Raw genomic sequence first — 16504 nt, 5'->3', positions numbered from 1 at the left:
TTATCAATAACAAATAATATATGAACATAGAAAAATGTAAAATACAACATACCAATGCAATCATCATTGGAGAAAAGAAAGAGAATGCGTTTCTATTTGTACATGGACAAGCAGGCAACAAGGAAGAAGCGATTCGCTTTGCAAATATTGCTGTTCCTTTAGGCTATCAAGTGATTGGGATTGACTTATCCGTTATGGATGTGCCTTGGAATGTTCTTCCTAAACTTTTGGAAGTAAAGGATTTTCTCAAAGAACACTATTCAACAATAAGTCTCCGTGCCAACTCAATTGGATGCTGGTATTCCTTGTTGGCTTTTGAGAATGAAAAGATTGAACAAGCATTGTTCGTTTCCCCAATTTTGGACATGAAAAGATTTGTTGAGGGTATGGAAGAGAAAGATGAACAGTATTATGAATGGGTTGTATTACATCAAATAGCAAATTGGTCCAACAAGACATATATTTTGCGTGCTGAAAAAGATTTGGTTGTCAGCGACAAAGTGAACGAGACATTTATCAATCAGTTCATGTGCAATGTTGTAACATTAAAGGACAGCGAACATTGGTTACACACTCCGGAACAACTGTCTTCATTGAGAAAATGGGAAGAATCTGTTCTAAAACAACAATATGATGACACTCAGATACATCTTCCATAGTGGATTCCTGCTTGAAACGGATCGGTGCATCCTGGTCTTTGACTACTGGATGGATCCTGCCGATGTCATGAGTGGGTACATGAATACATGTAAACATGTGTACGTGTTTTCAAGCCACTTCCATGAGGATCACTTCACGAAAGCAATCCTCAGATGGAAGAATAGCATCCCAAATATCACATACATCCTGTCAAAGGATATACTCAAACGAAGAAGAGCGCAGAAAGAGGATGCCGATGTATGGATGGCCAAAGGAGCGGTATGGGAAGATGAGAACCTGAAAGTGACAGCCACAGGCAGCAATGACAGTGGCGTGAGCTGGATTGTTGAAACAGAAGGTAAAACCATCTTTCATGCTGGTGACTTGTGCAACTGGTACGCACGCTTTCTTGTTGACGGCACGCCTGAAGGAGAGGTCTTCTGTGAAGAGTTTGGTCAATACATCAATCCAGTGGCAGAGGAAAAGCGGTTCCTTGGTGAACTGAAAGACATTCGAAAGATAACCGATTCCTTTGACCTCGTGATGTTTCCTGTGGACGGACGCATCGGCAATGGCTATACGCTTGGAGGGCGTCAATTTATAAATCGCTTCAAGGTTGGGATGTTCGTTCCAATGCACTTTGTCATGAGTGGGTTTGAGAGTGCGTGGCGCATGGAGCCTTTCTGCAAAGAAAAGGATGTCCCCTTTTGGTGCATCGGGCACGAAGGAGACAGCTTAACAATATAATAATAACACATCAAATCATCAAAACAATGGACGCAAAAGAAAAAGTATTAGCAACAATGAAAGAGGCAGGTCAGCCTCTTAACGCAGGTAAAATCGCAGAACTCAGCGGTCTCGACCGCAAAGAGGTAGATGCAGCCATGAAGCAGCTGAAGGCAGAGGGCGCAATCGTCTCTCCTGTTCGTTGCAAATGGGCACCTGCAGAGTAAAAACTTTAATGGCTTGGTACTGCGGTCTTGAATAACAGGCTGCAGTACCTTCCTTTCCTATCTGAACTTCTGTACCACCAATAGGATGATTACCCGACTGCAAAGGTATACCTTTGCTACGTTTTTTTTATAAAGTAACAAAACATTCGCCACATAGTAGCCATGCAAGATCTTTGTTTGTCTTGTTATATGCGATTTTTTATGGAAATCGCATCGTTTTTCAAAAAAAAATCGTACCTTTGCACCGAAATGTCAGATACACATGAATACTGAACAAGTATGAGGTGACACAGAACAGGAAGAAATATATGGCATTACCAATAAACATCGACGAACTGCAGAAGGGGAAGACTATGGAATGGTCACTTCCTTGCGACGGTGCCCATACATCAGGCTTTTGTTGACGAGAAGGCTTATCTTGTCTCTATTGGCAAGGAACTGGATGAGGGTGGCAAGAAAGAAGGAAAGAAAGACAATGATTTCCTAAAAGACTTCCCAAAATACTTCCCAAAAGAATCTATGGAAGAAATAACTGATAGACAGCGGATTATACTATCATTGGTGCAGAGTGATTGCACTTTAACTTCCCAAAAGATTTCCCAAAAGATTTCGGAAAAAGAACCTGTAACACAGAGAACGATAAAAAAAGATATTGCAGACCTGCAATCCAAAGGCATACTCTCTCGTGAAGGCGGTCGCAAGAATGGCCGATGGGTGATAACAAACAAAAATGACAACAAAAATCGTGAGTAGTGCAGAAATCAGAGTTATTGGCAACGCTTGACCCATTCTTAAGATAATGAAAGCATATACATATATAGATAAAGGCAGGTTTGAAGATTGACACCACACCGCTCATCACCCACCGTTTTCCGTTGGAGAGGATAGCTGAAGCCTATGAACTCTTTGAGCAGAAGCGAGATGGAGTTATCAAAGTGGCCATAACTCAATAAACAGATAAAGGAAAGATGAAGATACATCAAATCATATTCAACCCCACGGGAGGAACTCAACGAGTGAGCGAAATCCTACTCTTTCTGCTTCTCACCTTTTTCCTGGCTTACATCCAGACTACAGAGGCGAAAAGTCAATCCCCATGTCTTTCATATGGGGCAAGCATTATGAATGGAGAATTATGTTGCGGTCATCAGGAGGATAGTGCTTTTGCCATGCATAGCGTCATGAAATTTCCACAGGCTTTATACGTAGCAGACTACTTGCACAAGAAAGGACTGACACTGAGCGACTCTGTTCTTGTACACAAGGATAGTCTGGACGCTGAGACATGGTCGCCTATGCTTTCAATATTTGAAGGTATGCGTTATTTCACATTTGCAGAGTTAATAGAATGGTCATTGAAACAGAGCGACAATAATGCGTGCGACCTTTTGTTTGCATCATGCGGACAGCCGGATGCAGTAGAGAAATATATCCATACGCTTGGATTCAAAGACATCCATGTGCAACTGACGGAGAAGGAGATGAAAAAGAATCCTCATAGAACCATAGAAAACTCAGCCACTCCAAAAGAAATGGCAAGGCTCTTGGAGTGGTTTTATCTTCATAGGGATGACAACAAGAATCTCTCCTTTATCTGGGATACAATGGCTGATTGTAATACGGGTCAGCAACGCATAGCAGCAGTCTTGCCCAAAGACGGCAAACTGATTCACAAGACAGGTTCTGGTTTTCCTTCTTCTGACGGAAGACAAGATAGAAACGATGTTGGGATCGTTCTGTTGCCCGACGGTTCTCACTTGTCTATTGCCATCTTCTTCCCAAAGTCAAAAGAGGAGAAAGAGGTGGCAAAGATTGCAGAACAATGTCTGATGCGCATCCAGGCAGATAAATTCCTACGTAACATGCCGTCAGACCTACAACACAAACAGACATTGGCTATACTCAGGGCTATTGATGGAGATAACAAAGGGTTGACAGCTGTCCGTAATGCCCGGAATGCTCTACCCAAGTATTCTGACCATGTGGAAACAAAGATGATTACCCCATCCATGCGCCTTTATGAGCCCAAGGGAAGTCAAGACCAACGCCTTCCTGTCTTGTTGTATCTGCATGGAGGAGGCTGGACTTTTGGGAGCATCAATAGTTGTGGAAGGTTCTGTGATGCCCTGGCTGCATCGGGCAAGATGAGAGTTATAGCTCTTGACTATCGTTTGGCTCCAGAGCACCCTTATCCTGAAGGACTGGACGATTGTATCTCTGCCGTCAATTACATCATCGACCATGCTGCAGAGCTGCATATTGATGCCAACCACATCACCATTGGCGGTGACAGTTCGGGAGGCAACCTTGCCCTGGCCACAGCTTTGTCAGAAACATGCCGCGGCAAAATAGAATCCTTGCTTCTGTTCTACCCTGTGACAAAGGCTTTTGACGATGGTTCGGAATCATGGAAGCAATATGGTAAAGGATTTGGTTTGGATGCCGAAATCATGGAAGCTTTCATTCGGGCGTACACCATCAATGCAGACAATCGCTGTTCCGCCATCAGCGTAGGCCTGTGTAGTGATGAAGTGTTGAATATGCTTCCGAGAACTTTACTCATAGCTGCAGAAAGGGACATTCTGCGCGATCAAGGATTGAATCTTGCAGAAAGAATGTGCGGACAGATACAGAGGATAGAATATAAAGGAGCCGTACATCTTTTCATCACAGTTCCCGGGCAGGATACGGCATTTGACAGAGCAGTCAAAGATGCCATTGGATTTATCTGTAACAAATAATAAAACAATTCTCTGTCACTGAAATGCGTTTCAACAATATTGTTACTTCTCCTTGTAAAGAACGTAACTGGGCATATATAAATTTTCTTCAGGTTGGAAAACATATTGTTATGCCATCCTTCAATATCGAGGAAGACAATATAGCGTATCAGTATGTCAAAAATGCCTTTCCTGATTGTCATATACACCTGTTAGAAATGACGGAAATAGCAAAAGAAGGAGGAGCTTTGCATTGTATCAGTTGGAACATTCAAAGATGAGGACTGATTAAACCCAACAATAATGACCGCACCGAATATTGAATCATCAACACGAGAAGAGCGTTTGGATTATGTTCTGAATGAATGGAAATGCTTACACAACTGTGAGTTGTGCGGCAAATGCCATGTTCTTAAAGGCCGATGCGAAGAATTGCTCTATGCTGACTATATAGACGGCAAGCGGTCGTATATGGATATAACATTGGAAATAAGAAGCAACAGATGAGTCTATGACACTAGATACAACCTATAATAATAACACATTAAATCGTTAAAACGATGGACGCAAAAGAAAAAGTATTAGGAACAATGAAAGAGGCAGGACAGCCTCTTAACGCAGGTAAAATCGCAGAGCTCAGCGGTCTCGACCGCAAAGAGGTAGATGCAGCCATGAAGCAGCTGAAGGCAGAGGGCGCAATCGTCTCTCCTGTTCGTTGCAAATGGGCACCTGCAGAGTGATGGTACAGGACTCGACAACATATTATGTATGGATAGGCGGGTCATGTGACTACGGTCATAAAGAACCGACGCACGAAGCAAGAGCAGAATCCCAAGCTCGCTTGGGTTATGCCTTGCAAGAAGGAGGAAGACGAAAGTCAACGTGCTGGTGGTACATGACATGGCAACATAAGCATCAAGGAAATCGCAAGGATATGCGAGACATATCATCTTAACAATCATTAGTATTATGACCGAGGACAACCGTACATATATAGCCATCGACCTGAAATCGTTCTTCGCTTCCGTGGAATGCGTAGAGCGAGGTCTCGATCCGCTCACCACCAATCTTGTTGTGGCAGACGTGAGCAGGACAGAGAAGACCATCTGTCTGGCCGTTTCCCCTTCCCTCAAAGCCTACGGCATTGGAGGAAGGGCACGACTGTTTGAGGTTATGCAGCGGTTGCGTGAAGTTAACCGACGAAGGAGCGAGCGGAGAGCCGAGCTTGCTCGGGCTATCCCGAGCGAGGAGGAGGAAGACGCAGTCAACAATGAGCGAAGGTACAAGAGCCCTTTCTGTCGCCTGACTGGAAAATCGTGGAAGGACGAGGAACTCAAAGTTCACGAAGATTGGGAAGTTGACTACATTGCTGCCCCTCCTCGCATGGCCAAATACATTGAATACAGCACACGTATCTATCAGATATACCTGAAATACGTCGCTCCAGAGGATATTCACGTTTATTCCATCGACGAGGTCTTTATGGACGTGACGGCTTACCTTGACACATACAGGATGACGGCCCATGAACTTGCCATGACCATGATACGTGATGTACTGAAGAATACCGGGATAACGGCTACTGCCGGCATCGGCACAAACCTTTACCTCTGCAAGATAGCCATGGACATCATGGCAAAGAAGGCTCCTGCTGACAAGGACGGTGTGCGCATTGCGGAACTCAATGAGATGAGTTACCGGGAACAGCTGTGGGACTATACCCCAATCACCAAGTTCTGGCGTGTGGGCAAAGGCATAGCAGAAAAACTTGCTCAATATGGTATGTACACCATGGGCGATGTGGCTCTCTGTTCCGTAGAGCGTGAGGGACTGCTTTACAAGCTCTTTGGTGTAAATGCGGAACTCCTTATCGACCATGCCTGGGGATGGGAACCTGTCACGATGGACTATGTGAAAGCCTATCGACCTGAGACCAATTCGCTGAGCAGCGGACAGGTGCTTACAGAGCCCTACACATTCCATAAAGCAAGGGTCGTTGCCCAGGAGATGGCGGATGCCGTTGCTCTCGACCTTGTGAGCAAACGTCTCGTTACAGACCAACTGGTGCTGACAGTAGGCTATGACATCGAGTCTTTGACGAACCCTGACATTCGTGACAACTACCATGGCGATGTCACAACAGACCACTATGGCCGCCAAGTGCCGAAGCACGCTCATGGGACAGCCAACTTAGACAAGTTCACTTCATCTACCAGACAGATTATGAAGGCTGTGGCATCCCTCTACGACCGGATTGTCAACCCCAACCTGCTGATACGTCGCCTGACACTAACCACCAACCATGTCATCAGTGAAGAGAGTGCCAGAACAACGAGCTCCACTCCCATACAGTTAGACCTGTTCACCGACTATGAAGCATTGGAGGCACAACATAAAGCCGAGGAAGCAGCACAGGCTAAGGAGCGAAGGATGCAGGAGACATTATTGAGTATCAAGAGCAAGTTCGGCAAGAACTCCATACTCCGGGGACTAAACCTTGAAGAAGGGGCTACAGCCATAGAACGCAATAAACAGATAGGAGGACACAAAGCATGACGGATAAATACGCCCATATCATTGACTTGCCCCACCACGTATCAAAGGTCAGACCACAAATGACCATGTACCAGCGTGCAGCTCAGTTTGCCCCGTTTGCGGCTCTAACAGGGCATAGTGCAGCTATCAGTGAAACGGCAAGACTGACAGACAAGGTGATAGAACTCTCTGAGAGTGAGTGTAAAGTGCTCAACCAGAAAATCACATTACTTTTAGCGCACCTCGACGAACATCCGTATGTCTGCATTACATACTTTGTTCCTGACTTGCAGAAGGAAGGTGGCAAATATGAGACACATTCGGGTTCCATCAAGTCCTGGGATGAGTACGAACAAAGGATTACCTTCGACGACAACACGCAAGTCAAGGCAAATGAAATCATTGACATAAAAGGGGAATTGTTCGACAACAGAGCATTTTGAATGTCCATCACCGATTGAAGTGTAGCCACATAATGCACCTGTAGAAGCATCCAATAAGGCTGCCACTACAATTCTTAGTCATTACATGTAGAACTATGACTATCTATCCCGTCTGAAATCATTGCGCTCGTCCCCATGCCACCATGCTCCTAAGAAAGCGAACAGCACGCGGAAGACAACGACAATGACAACAATATCAAATATCTCATTCATAAGCGTTCTAATATAAGTTTGTAACAGAAATACCCATCTCTCTTGCCTTTCTTATGGTGTAATAAGTTCCTCCTCTTTCCCTACCATCATAATAGGCAATAATCTGTGCTGCATTGCATACCATAAACTCATCCCTGTCAAGGAAACACCTCGGATAATAATGTTCCGACAATACAATCACCTCGTCTGCTTTTTCTATAAGTTCATCGTAACACCTCCTGTCATGTGGTTTGAACCTGCCAGCCTGTCCTCTGAAAGGTATTGCGGCGGTGAGCACCATTCCTGGGTGAGAGAGCTTCAGAGACTGTACGGTCTGAGCTGCCATAAGGTCTATGCCTGTGGCAAATCCCGAAATGAAGTTTCGGATGCCATTGTCGTATGCTACGACAATGGCTCGTGACAGACGTTGCCTGATAATCTCTTTTCGTGAGAAGTCATAGTAACGATGTCCTGTGAAGGCTGCTGATTTAGCCCTGTCAAATGAGTTGTTGTTTCTTTTTTTCATTGCTGTACATATTTATATGATGTCTTGCCGAGGAATATGCCATCTGTAACATGCGCCCCGACCTGTTCTAATTGATTACTATAAGCACAAAAGGAAGAGCCGGTTGTCACCACATCGTCCCAAATGCAGACTATCTTATTCTTGAAGAAATCTGCATCCACCTCAATGTTCATACCCTCCTGTAATCTCTTCGTGCGTAATTCTTTCTTTACTTTTGTTCCATGAACGGCAGTACGTTCCCCTTTTACTCTTACATGTGAAAAACCATCAATGGCACCCGATAGCCTGCATACAAGTTCGGAGAAATACTTGTTGCGAGCCTCGTTTCGTTCCTGGCTGCTTGCAGGAACACAAGAGAAGACTACCTAGCCTATCTTGCGTCCATACTTCTTCACCAATATCTTTGCAACACATTTGGCTACTTCTGCATGGTTGTGACCATCCTTGAAGTTATAGATGATTTGTCTGTCAAAAACAGCATCAAACCCAATGTTTTTTATTCTTGCAGGATAGTAACGTAAGAAACTGCTTAGGTTCTTGTCTTCTTGTCCTTTGATGTAAACCTTGACCATGTTCATTGTTCTTCTGATTTTTATTTCCCTCTCGTTAAATCCTTTCGGACTGTGATTGGGAAGATTTTCTGCATTCAGAAGTGCGGTCAAGGCAATCAGACAAGTCTGCCGTGAAGAATACTCTTTTTCTGTGAAAAAGGAAGATTGTCCACGAAGCACGACTTGCCATTTTGCATTGAACAGTGGTAACTTCGCAGAAAATTCTCCCTAATCACCCGTCCGACAGGAAGTAAAGAGCATCTTTACGTGAACCCTACATGATAGGACTTGCCAAGATAGTAAAAGAGGATGTACTGCTTTTCGCTCTTTGTTAGTCATTCGGGGTCGTATTAGTTTAGATACCACTCATTGATGTTCCACACCTCAATGTCATAATTCGTCTCATAGCCTTGGGTTTGGTAGGCAATTTCAAGTTCCTTACGGAGTATGCGCCTTGCTTCTGCTTTCAGCACACGTTTTGAGGTTTGTTCTATCTCGTCCTTGTCGAAGAACTCTTCCAACTCTATGCGATGGTTCTTCACAATGGCATTCACTGCCGCCCATTTGCTTGTGAAAACGCCTGCACACTTTTGATGGTTCATGCTATGCCATGCATCGGTTTCATAAACTACAAATATTTGTCTCATAATACTTTGTGATTATTAGGAATAGGCAGCGTTGTAGCCACCTATCCCTAAAGTGTATTACTATCCAATCTCTGAAATGATGAAGTCAATATGACCAGCAAAGATGTCATCTGCCTTAATCTCATGCTCATTGCCTCGGTCGTTCTTCTCATCACCAATGAAAGTGATGTCTCCGTCTTTATCCATTCTGACAGCAAGGATAACCACGTCACAAGGCTCATCATAGTCGTATGCGGCTACGATGGGACATTCTCCCTCAAAGTGCCACTCATAGCCATCATCCACCTTTTCACCATGAAGTCGAAGTGCGGTTGCAAGTTCTTCCTGCTCTCTGTTTTTCACTTCCTGCACACTGTCATAGATGGAAAAGTCCTTCAGTCGTCCGCTACGTGTGGCGTGAACTTCTTCGCCGTTCTCCTTGTCAGTGTCATACTCATGGAACTGCACCGGCACAAAGTCGATGGGTGCTGCCATCCATGAAATGTTGTTCAACGAATAGCCGTGCTCGGAAAGGAACAATTCTATTTCGTCCTCCAGCATGTGGTCGGCTACGTTTAAAACCTCGATGCGCACGTTGGCGCTGTCCATTACGATAATCTTCATAATCTGATATGTTTAAGGGTTATACATTAGTCTTTATCATAGAGCCGTGAGAGGAATGCTTGCAGTTCTGCGTCCTCAATCTCTGCAAGGGTGCAAGGCTTGAAATCCTTGTCCTGCTCAATCCTCAAAGTGCCAAGTCCGTACTCGCTTGCATCATAGGTGATACTTGCCATTTCGGTTACAGACTGGTAGCCGTACTCCGTCTCTTGTAGTCCAGTAACGATGCCATAGAGCGTAAAGTCATTGCCTTCCTGCTGTCCTTCCATGATGTACCAGCGGATATTGCCAAGGTAAAACACAGCAATGCAGAGAGCATCCTTATGCTTGCCATCCTGTGAATAAAGAGGATAGTCTGCCAATCTCTTCTGCAACTCAGATGTTATCAGGCGGTTAGTCTTTGTTGCACACTCCTGGGTTCTTGCAGTGCTCGAACCTTGTTCGGCTCTGCTGTCATTGTTCTTTTGCATGTTCAAATCTGTTTTCATATCTCTAAGATTTTTTCTCCCTTTCGTTAAGTCCTTTCGGACAGGATTGGGAAGATTTTTCTGCTTTCAGAAGTGCGTACAAGACAATCATGCAAGTCTGACGTGAAGAATACTCTTTTTTGTAGAAAAAGGAAGATTGTTCACAAGGCACGACTTGCAAACTTGTTGAAGGACGCTATAACTTCGCAGAAAAATATTCCCGAAATCCTACGGACGACATGGAGGAACATTATAACTCAGAAAAGAAACCATAGTATCGCCAGAAAGGAAATCGGTTAAAACTGTATCGGGTGGGCTAATTCCAAATCATCTTGCTGTCAGTGGTGACAAAAGTGAAGTGTCATCAATACAAAGAGCCCACTTCAGAAAGAATGGAGTGTTTAGTTCCATCCTTACGGAAGTGGGCATGGATTGAAGACTTTTCACGTCACCACCTTTTGAGGAGGGTCTTCTGTTCATAGTCGTTAGATCTTGAATGGAAGACTCTCACCAAAATTGCAACATGGTTTGGGATTGGTGTGGGGCGAAGCATTATAACAGCTGGGGGGGAATGTCCTTGCAGACACCAACAGCCAGTGCGACAATAATGAACTCTTCGTCTATCTCTGATGACGGAATGTTCATGTCGTACCTTTGATAGAGTGGCTTCCTGCCCATAGTCGATACACTCGACCATGGAGCAAGGAAGTCTCTCCATCAAACTGTTAGTGTTTGCGGACATCGGTGTGGGCGAAGGTTAAGCTAAAGAAAGAATTATACGTTATAGCAGGAAAAGAAGTATATTGAAACGAGGACAGCCATCTTTTTATAAGTTGAAAGAAGGGAGGGTCAATGAAGAGTGCAGCTGTGAGCAAGAGCATCTTCTCGACGAATGGACACGCAGTATAGGCAAACTGATTAAGTGGGTAACGCTTGCGTCCCACCTACTCAGTTTGTTAGATACCGCATGTCGTTTCGTGATGCTCCTTCCTGCTGAGTGACCTGGCTTTACGTCATGCTCAGCTGACATAAACGAAAGGTTTCTCAGGTGGAACTCCAGTTGCATCCTTCATGGTGTGGGGCGAAGCTGTATCTTGGTAAATGACAATACGCAGGAAAAAGAATAACTCATCGTTTTCGACGAGATAAGGATTATAAAGGTCTTACATAGAAGATTATACAGTTGTGTACATGTATTCACGTCCACATGAATACAACTACACAAAAGAATGATTGCCACCACCAGAACTGGAAAATCTGATAGTGGCAATCTTCATTATTTCAATAAACAAAGGAATAGTTCACGTTAAAACATACATCAGACACCTTCATGGTGGTAATGACCATAGACCTATCCTCGGTGGTGAAACAGTATTGGTAGGATGTTTCATCGGATGCAGATACGAGGGTGTAGTGTTTCTTCAGATAGTCTATTATCAGACGGCTGTTGGAGATAAGTTCCGTATCAATGACTGAATACAGGGTGCTGTCGCTTCGCAAGAAACTATAGAGAATAGCCTCGTTGCCATTACCCATCTTATATGCCAACTGAAAACTATCAGCGGTCTTGTTCTCTGCCTCGAAATGGTAACGCATCATTGTACCACTCATGTAAGCTGTTACTTCATCCAAGGACGCACCTTTGATGTGATACGGCTCAACCCATACTTTGAGCTCGGATGATGGTTTTTCAGTTTCTTCGATAATGTCATTATCACCACAAGAGGTAAACACTGTTGCCACCAACAATGATAGGATGGCGGTTAGGAAATACTTTTTCATTGTCTTTTTATTTTATTGTTTACTAATATTTTGAACTATGTTCTCACATCCACACATATATATGTATTCATGTCTATATGTATTCATGTCCACATGTGTACACGTCCACACATATACATGGCTACTTATCCACATGGCTACATCACCTCATGAATTTCTTTCGACCTGATTTTCTTTACCTTTCCATGCTTGGACTCATAAGCCTCTATACCTTGTTTCATGACATATTCCATAAAGGAACGGATAGTAAACCCTTCTTTGTGGGCAATGGCTTGCACCTTGTCCACAAGGGCTTTTGAGCATATAAAGGAGAAGTGTCGCCAAGAGTCATCAGACTGTTCCTTGGTTGTTGCTTTCGTAGATGGTGCTGGAGCATCATTCTCTGGTAAAGGAGCAGCCGGCTCTTCATACCTGTCCTGCGGCTTGATGGCAGCATTTCCCAAGATATTGCCAAGCAGGATGTCCATATTCTTCTTTCCCATTGTCTTTATTGATTACGTGAAATAATCTCCTCCGTCAACGCAAGGTAGTCTTTGGCTCCATTGGAGTTAGGGTCGTACTCGAAGATGCTTTTTCCGCTTCCTGCCGACTCGGCGAGGGCTATGTTCTCACGGATTCGGGTCTTCATGGTGATGCTTTCGTAGCGAGACTTTACGGCTTGCTCAACTACCTTGTTCAGTTTTCGATGGTTGAAGCGGGCTATGAACACACCTCCCAGGCGAAGAGAGGGCTTCACTCTTTGGAGGTTGGTCACAAAAGCATCAAGCATCCTCATTCCTTTGAGCGGAAGCAGCTCAGGAGTCATTGGCACGATGATTTCATCGGCTGCAAGAAAGGCATTCGTGGTGACGATGCCCAATGAAGGTGGGCAGTCGATGAGGATGTAGTCATAGTCCTGTCTGATTGGGTCAAGAAGCCTACTGAGCAGCTGTTCTCTTGCCAGGAGATTGGTCAGGGCAATCTCTGCACTCGCCATTTCAAGTGACGATGGCACAAGGTCGAGATTGTCCCTGATATGCTTCACTGGCAATGGTGCTCCATCTACGAGAGCATCAAAGATGCTGGTCTCAATGTCATCCTCGTTAGGGATGAAATACAAGGTGAGATTAGCCTGTCCATCGAGGTCGATGAGCAGGACTTTCTTTCCCATTTGCGCCATGCAAGCCCCGATAGAGGCTGTGGAAGTGGTCTTTGATACCCCTCCTTTGTGATTGGCGAACGTAATGATTTTCTGTTTCATACTTATTTGTATATATGTATCAATGTTTACATGTACTCATGTAAACATGAAATGAAAAGATGCATGATTATCGATGCATAGCCATAAGGCAGTCATTAAGATCATTGTACTCTCTATAGCGATATGACTCATCAATAACCTTACTGCCGTAAGCATTCATAATCGACTTTGTGGCATTCTTGCCTGCGTTATCATTATCAAGATAACAGTGAATGGCCTTATATTTTTCCAAAAGAGGAATGAGTATTTTGATCTCACCAACTCCGTTGAGTACAAAGTAGTCAAATGAGCCATTGATGGAAATGCCGTTGTCTTGAATTTCTGCTTGCATCGTAAGAAAAGAAAGCAAATCAAAGAATCCCTCAAAAACGCAGCATTGCTGTTGAGATGATCCGTCTGCATAAATTACAGAGATACTCTTCTTTCCAATACAACGCTTGCAGAATACATTGCGTGCTTCCATACCATTAGCTACATTCTTGAATGCGATGGCATAGTATCTTCTGCCCCGAAAAGTATAGTGAACCTCTTTACAGAATTGTTGAGCGATTCTATAACTGATACGTCTCTTGAAAATATAATCGGTTAGAGCTGGATGAGTCAGAGGTACAACCATTTCCACAAATGTCTCTTGGTTTAAGTTATCAGAAAATTCCTTTCTTTTTCCTTCTAACCATTGACGTTTGTTTTCCTCTTCTCTTAGCACAGCGTTATAATCTTTACTGTATAGCAGTTTCTTTTCTTCAATTTGCCTTTGAAGAAATGAAAGAACTTGATGTTCAGACCATGCAGGATGCAGACGTTCAACAAGGTTGATGAGATTACCGCCAATGCCGCTTCCAAAATCATACCATAGGTTTTCTTTGATATTAACAGCAAATGAAGGGCTATTTTCTGGGCGGAGTGGGGAGCAATAGAAAATACCCTTGCCTTTTCTGACACCATCCCCATAATTATTCTCTTTCATCCATTGATAAATACTTACAGATTTAATTTCTTCAATAGTCATGTTACATTGAGTATAAGTAATTGTACACGTGATTGCAGGTGTATGCGCGCGCGTATGTAATATATATACCTGTTAAACTTAAACCTAAACTTTCTTGCTTTCTTCAGTGCTTGGATTCACAAAACCCTCTGATTTATAAATATATGCATCATCTTGCTTCACAATAATACCTTTGCCTGAAAGAAGTTTAAGTAAGTCCTTGATTCCATTTGTTCCACGCTTATAACCTGCGTCCTCATATGCACGTGAGACCATTTCAACCAAATCACTGTATCGTGTAGGAGAGTTGTTCTTGAAAGCCTTGCTCAATATCTCCTGATGTACTTCGTTATCCAGGCTCACAAGAGACTTCTCCCTGCGTTTTACAACAGTCACAGAAATGCCATTGTCAAGAACAGGTAACTTGTTGTCATCAATATGGAATGCAAAGGTGCTGAACTCTTTATCTCTCATGTGCATAGGTCTAACCTCACTGATACTGTTATTTTGTAGGTTCTTACTGATAATCAGTACTGTTTCTGCCTTATTTTCAAGTTCAGTACCTATGTGTCCACGTGGATTGTTATCGTTCTTGTTTAAGTGGAGTACAGTATGGATATGAAGGTCATACACACTTGTCCATGCCATGAGAACGGTCATCACATCCGTGGCTTCTTTACCATTGTTTATGTCATACATCAGATCTCTGAGTCCGTCGATGATTACAAGACCTACCTCTTGGTGCTTTCTCAAAGCATAATCAATGAGAGCGATACGAAGTTTCGGCGTGTATTCACGCAACCCCCAAAACAGAAGGCGTGGGTCATCCTTCTTGACAGAAAGCCCTGACAGTTTATAGATTCGCTCCAGAACATTATGGCAATGATATTTGCTCTGTTCCGTATCGAAATAGAGAATCTTCCGTTTCCCCTCAGGAAGGCACGCCCGGTAGTTAAGCACTGTAGTATTTGTAACTGCAGCTGCTACCATTGCAGAGATGTTGAATGTCTTTTTACTTTTTGCCTTACCTGTTGAAGCACTGAAATTTCCAAACGTGGCAATGGTACAGTCTCCAACGAAGAGAATTTTGGGAGGTATTGTAACCTTGTCTGTTGCTTTGATTTCACCTTTTGATAGATAGGACTCCAACTCTTCATCACTGAAATCGTCCTTCTCTAACATTGAAACTTCCAGTGACTTATGTTCAAGATTCGATTTCTGAACTAATTGCACTGGTTTATCTTCTCTTTTTTCCATCTTGATTTTGTTTTTTTTTATTTGTCTCAATGTCCTTTACGGATATTGCACACCTGTCAAGCAACTCCACCAAACGAGAGTCTGGAAGGTTGGTACCATCAATGCTGTTCTTCTTTGACCGCTTCTTCATCTTTACTTGATTCTATTGATTCCATGTTTACGGACAGGCTGGATAACTCCTTGTCATTTACCTTGTTCCTCTTAATCCACGCTATTAGCTCTTTCTTCTCAAAGAAAATCATTTTACCACGTGGCTTAAAATGAGGTATTTCACCACTACAAGTGAGCTTGTAAAGAAGACTCTTGGATATGTCAAGGTATTGGCACACATCCTTCATGTTAAGGATTTCCTTTGTGGTGTAAATCGCATCTTCTAACGATTTCAACTTTTCGTTCACCACACCTGGATCCACAGTCTTCAACTCTTTTATTTGCATTTCCAAGAGTTCTATTCGTCTTGAAAGTTGCTCGATGTCTTTTTTCGCCATTTCTTTAATTGTTTTGAGTGATACATAGAGGGAGCCACCCTCATCGTGAACCGATTCGAATGCAAAGGTATATTGATAGTGTTGCTTTATGGGATGATGTTACTATATAGGAGGAGTTATATAGTAACTATATAGCCACTTTCGTTTCATGTGGTTGGAATCTTATGTCCTTTCATCACTTATTTGCATCTGAATATATCATACTCATAGAAAAACAGTAATATAATAAGGGTATATATTACTTTATTACAACGGTGCGAATAGGCTGCACCATGATTGTATAACTTTGCACTAATTTGCACAAATATGCATGAGAAAAGAAAGAAAACATTATTATACAGTACTATGGCATACGTTTGTGTGCCATGTATTATTCTTAATATAAACTTAACACAAAAAGAAAATGAAGCAGTTAAAAAACAACTTCGTTCTCTCTCTTTTTGTGTCCATGCTATCCAAGCTGTACAAAGAAAGAA

At 43.1% G+C, this 16504-nt stretch carries 20 protein-coding genes and 1 pseudogene; 10 read left to right on the top strand and 11 right to left on the bottom strand.

What is annotated here, in order from left to right:
• The first annotated feature begins 20 nt into the window (after window positions 1–20).
• From CCC32_RS10590 to CCC32_RS10545, 10 genes and pseudogenes are all read left to right on the top strand, one after another.
• Window positions 21–659, top strand: coding sequence for a hypothetical protein (locus CCC32_RS10590; protein ID WP_287074364.1), 639 nt, complete (start codon window positions 21–23; stop codon window positions 657–659).
• Window positions 634–1386 (top strand): MBL fold metallo-hydrolase, encoded by a 753-nt coding sequence (locus tag CCC32_RS10585; protein ID WP_287074480.1) that lies wholly within the window; start codon window positions 634–636, stop codon window positions 1384–1386. Before CCC32_RS10590 ends, CCC32_RS10585 begins: the two co-directional genes overlap by 26 nt.
• A 26-nt stretch (window positions 1387–1412) precedes the next feature.
• The gene (locus CCC32_RS10580; RefSeq protein ID WP_005816310.1) at window positions 1413–1592 is read left to right on the top strand and encodes a transcriptional regulator; all 180 of its coding nucleotides are present in this window, start codon (window positions 1413–1415) and stop codon (window positions 1590–1592) included.
• A gap of 378 nt (window positions 1593–1970) precedes the next feature.
• Entirely contained in the window at window positions 1971–2345 is a 375-nt protein-coding gene (locus tag CCC32_RS10575; RefSeq protein ID WP_287074323.1) for a hypothetical protein, read from the top strand.
• Window positions 2346–2428: 83 nt separating this feature from the next.
• Window positions 2429–2545 (top strand): annotated as a pseudogene (locus tag CCC32_RS10570) (alcohol dehydrogenase); the annotation flags it as partial.
• Between the two features lie 15 nt (window positions 2546–2560).
• Window positions 2561–4333: an alpha/beta hydrolase fold domain-containing protein gene (locus tag CCC32_RS10565; protein ID WP_502705618.1), complete on the top strand. Its 1773-nt coding sequence runs from the start codon at window positions 2561–2563 to the stop codon at window positions 4331–4333.
• A gap of 23 nt (window positions 4334–4356) precedes the next feature.
• Entirely contained in the window at window positions 4357–4593 is a 237-nt protein-coding gene (locus CCC32_RS10560; RefSeq protein ID WP_287074318.1) for an agmatine deiminase family protein, read from the top strand.
• 279 nt (window positions 4594–4872) lie between these two features.
• The gene (locus CCC32_RS10555; RefSeq protein ID WP_287074315.1) at window positions 4873–5052 is read left to right on the top strand and encodes a transcriptional regulator; all 180 of its coding nucleotides are present in this window, start codon (window positions 4873–4875) and stop codon (window positions 5050–5052) included.
• A 229-nt stretch (window positions 5053–5281) separates the two neighbouring features.
• Window positions 5282–6868 (top strand): Y-family DNA polymerase, encoded by a 1587-nt coding sequence (locus CCC32_RS10550; protein WP_287074313.1) that lies wholly within the window; start codon window positions 5282–5284, stop codon window positions 6866–6868.
• Window positions 6865–7290, top strand: a complete 426-nt coding sequence (locus tag CCC32_RS10545) for a YolD-like family protein (protein WP_235394167.1) — start codon at window positions 6865–6867, stop codon at window positions 7288–7290. Before CCC32_RS10550 ends, CCC32_RS10545 begins: the two co-directional genes overlap by 4 nt.
• Before the next feature lie 220 nt (window positions 7291–7510).
• On the opposite strand, the gene CCC32_RS10540 is transcribed toward CCC32_RS10545, so the two are convergent.
• The 11 genes from CCC32_RS10540 to CCC32_RS10490 all read right to left on the bottom strand — a co-directional run bounded on the left by CCC32_RS10540 (window position 7511) and on the right by CCC32_RS10490 (window position 16028).
• On the bottom strand, window positions 7511–8008 hold the full coding sequence (locus tag CCC32_RS10540; protein WP_287074310.1) for an SLOG family protein: 498 nt from the start codon (window positions 8006–8008) through the stop codon (window positions 7511–7513).
• 365 nt (window positions 8009–8373) lie between these two features.
• A complete protein-coding gene (locus CCC32_RS10535) occupies window positions 8374–8586 on the bottom strand; it encodes a hypothetical protein (RefSeq protein WP_287074307.1) in 213 nt (70 codons plus the stop codon).
• Window positions 8587–8909: 323 nt separating this feature from the next.
• Entirely contained in the window at window positions 8910–9206 is a 297-nt protein-coding gene (locus CCC32_RS10530; RefSeq protein ID WP_287074305.1) for a hypothetical protein, read from the bottom strand.
• A gap of 60 nt (window positions 9207–9266) precedes the next feature.
• Complete coding sequence (locus CCC32_RS10525; protein WP_215760934.1) at window positions 9267–9809, bottom strand: hypothetical protein; 543 nt, start codon at window positions 9807–9809, stop codon at window positions 9267–9269.
• 26 nt (window positions 9810–9835) lie between these two features.
• The gene (locus CCC32_RS10520; RefSeq protein WP_287074302.1) at window positions 9836–10276 is read right to left on the bottom strand and encodes a DUF2958 domain-containing protein; all 441 of its coding nucleotides are present in this window, start codon (window positions 10274–10276) and stop codon (window positions 9836–9838) included.
• A 1278-nt stretch (window positions 10277–11554) separates the two neighbouring features.
• Entirely contained in the window at window positions 11555–12055 is a 501-nt protein-coding gene (locus tag CCC32_RS10515; RefSeq protein ID WP_287074300.1) for a hypothetical protein, read from the bottom strand.
• A 137-nt stretch (window positions 12056–12192) separates the two neighbouring features.
• Window positions 12193–12537: a hypothetical protein gene (locus CCC32_RS10510; protein WP_027324306.1), complete on the bottom strand. Its 345-nt coding sequence runs from the start codon at window positions 12535–12537 to the stop codon at window positions 12193–12195.
• Window positions 12538–12542: 5 nt separating this feature from the next.
• On the bottom strand, window positions 12543–13295 hold the full coding sequence (locus tag CCC32_RS10505; protein WP_278968883.1) for a ParA family protein: 753 nt from the start codon (window positions 13293–13295) through the stop codon (window positions 12543–12545).
• A gap of 67 nt (window positions 13296–13362) precedes the next feature.
• A complete protein-coding gene (locus tag CCC32_RS10500) occupies window positions 13363–14304 on the bottom strand; it encodes a DUF8464 domain-containing protein (protein WP_287074294.1) in 942 nt (313 codons plus the stop codon).
• Window positions 14305–14388: 84 nt separating this feature from the next.
• Window positions 14389–15465, bottom strand: a complete 1077-nt coding sequence (locus CCC32_RS10495; RefSeq protein WP_502705619.1) for an AAA family ATPase — start codon at window positions 15463–15465, stop codon at window positions 14389–14391.
• Window positions 15466–15638: 173 nt separating this feature from the next.
• On the bottom strand, window positions 15639–16028 hold the full coding sequence (locus CCC32_RS10490; protein ID WP_235394489.1) for a helix-turn-helix domain-containing protein: 390 nt from the start codon (window positions 16026–16028) through the stop codon (window positions 15639–15641).
• Between the last annotated feature and the right edge of the window lie 476 nt (window positions 16029–16504).

Source organism: Prevotella sp. LMAG:51, assembly GCF_008680225.1.
Classification (GTDB): Bacteria; Bacteroidota; Bacteroidia; order Bacteroidales; family Bacteroidaceae; genus Prevotella; species Prevotella pectinovora.
Note: the sequence above shows the minus strand (reverse complement) of the source record. Positions and strands in the feature narration are given on the sequence as shown.

Excerpts from the sequence above, each read along its gene's own strand:
- CCC32_RS10535 (WP_287074307.1), bottom strand. The coding sequence starts at position 8,586 with ATGAACATGGTCAAGGTTTACATCAAAGGACAAGAAGACAAGAACCTA.
- CCC32_RS10520 (WP_287074302.1), bottom strand. The coding sequence starts at position 10,276 with ATGCAAAAGAACAATGACAGCAGAGCCGAACAAGGTTCGAGCACTGCA.
- CCC32_RS10565 (WP_502705618.1), top strand. The coding sequence starts at position 2,561 with ATGAAGATACATCAAATCATATTCAACCCCACGGGAGGAACTCAACGA.
- CCC32_RS10580 (WP_005816310.1), top strand. The coding sequence starts at position 1,413 with ATGGACGCAAAAGAAAAAGTATTAGCAACAATGAAAGAGGCAGGTCAG.
- CCC32_RS10585 (WP_287074480.1), top strand. The coding sequence starts at position 634 with ATGACACTCAGATACATCTTCCATAGTGGATTCCTGCTTGAAACGGAT.
- CCC32_RS10550 (WP_287074313.1), top strand. The coding sequence starts at position 5,282 with ATGACCGAGGACAACCGTACATATATAGCCATCGACCTGAAATCGTTC.
- CCC32_RS10510 (WP_027324306.1), bottom strand. The coding sequence starts at position 12,537 with ATGGGAAAGAAGAATATGGACATCCTGCTTGGCAATATCTTGGGAAAT.
- CCC32_RS10560 (WP_287074318.1), top strand. The coding sequence starts at position 4,357 with ATGCGTTTCAACAATATTGTTACTTCTCCTTGTAAAGAACGTAACTGG.
- CCC32_RS10495 (WP_502705619.1), bottom strand. The coding sequence starts at position 15,465 with ATGTTAGAGAAGGACGATTTCAGTGATGAAGAGTTGGAGTCCTATCTA.
- CCC32_RS10530 (WP_287074305.1), bottom strand. The coding sequence starts at position 9,206 with ATGAGACAAATATTTGTAGTTTATGAAACCGATGCATGGCATAGCATG.
- CCC32_RS10555 (WP_287074315.1), top strand. The coding sequence starts at position 4,873 with ATGGACGCAAAAGAAAAAGTATTAGGAACAATGAAAGAGGCAGGACAG.
- CCC32_RS10515 (WP_287074300.1), bottom strand. The coding sequence starts at position 12,055 with ATGAAAAAGTATTTCCTAACCGCCATCCTATCATTGTTGGTGGCAACA.
- CCC32_RS10540 (WP_287074310.1), bottom strand. The coding sequence starts at position 8,008 with ATGAAAAAAAGAAACAACAACTCATTTGACAGGGCTAAATCAGCAGCC.
- CCC32_RS10545 (WP_235394167.1), top strand. The coding sequence starts at position 6,865 with ATGACGGATAAATACGCCCATATCATTGACTTGCCCCACCACGTATCA.
- CCC32_RS10505 (WP_278968883.1), bottom strand. The coding sequence starts at position 13,295 with ATGAAACAGAAAATCATTACGTTCGCCAATCACAAAGGAGGGGTATCA.
- CCC32_RS10525 (WP_215760934.1), bottom strand. The coding sequence starts at position 9,809 with ATGAAGATTATCGTAATGGACAGCGCCAACGTGCGCATCGAGGTTTTA.
- CCC32_RS10490 (WP_235394489.1), bottom strand. The coding sequence starts at position 16,028 with ATGGCGAAAAAAGACATCGAGCAACTTTCAAGACGAATAGAACTCTTG.
- CCC32_RS10590 (WP_287074364.1), top strand. The coding sequence starts at position 21 with ATGAACATAGAAAAATGTAAAATACAACATACCAATGCAATCATCATT.
- CCC32_RS10500 (WP_287074294.1), bottom strand. The coding sequence starts at position 14,304 with ATGACTATTGAAGAAATTAAATCTGTAAGTATTTATCAATGGATGAAA.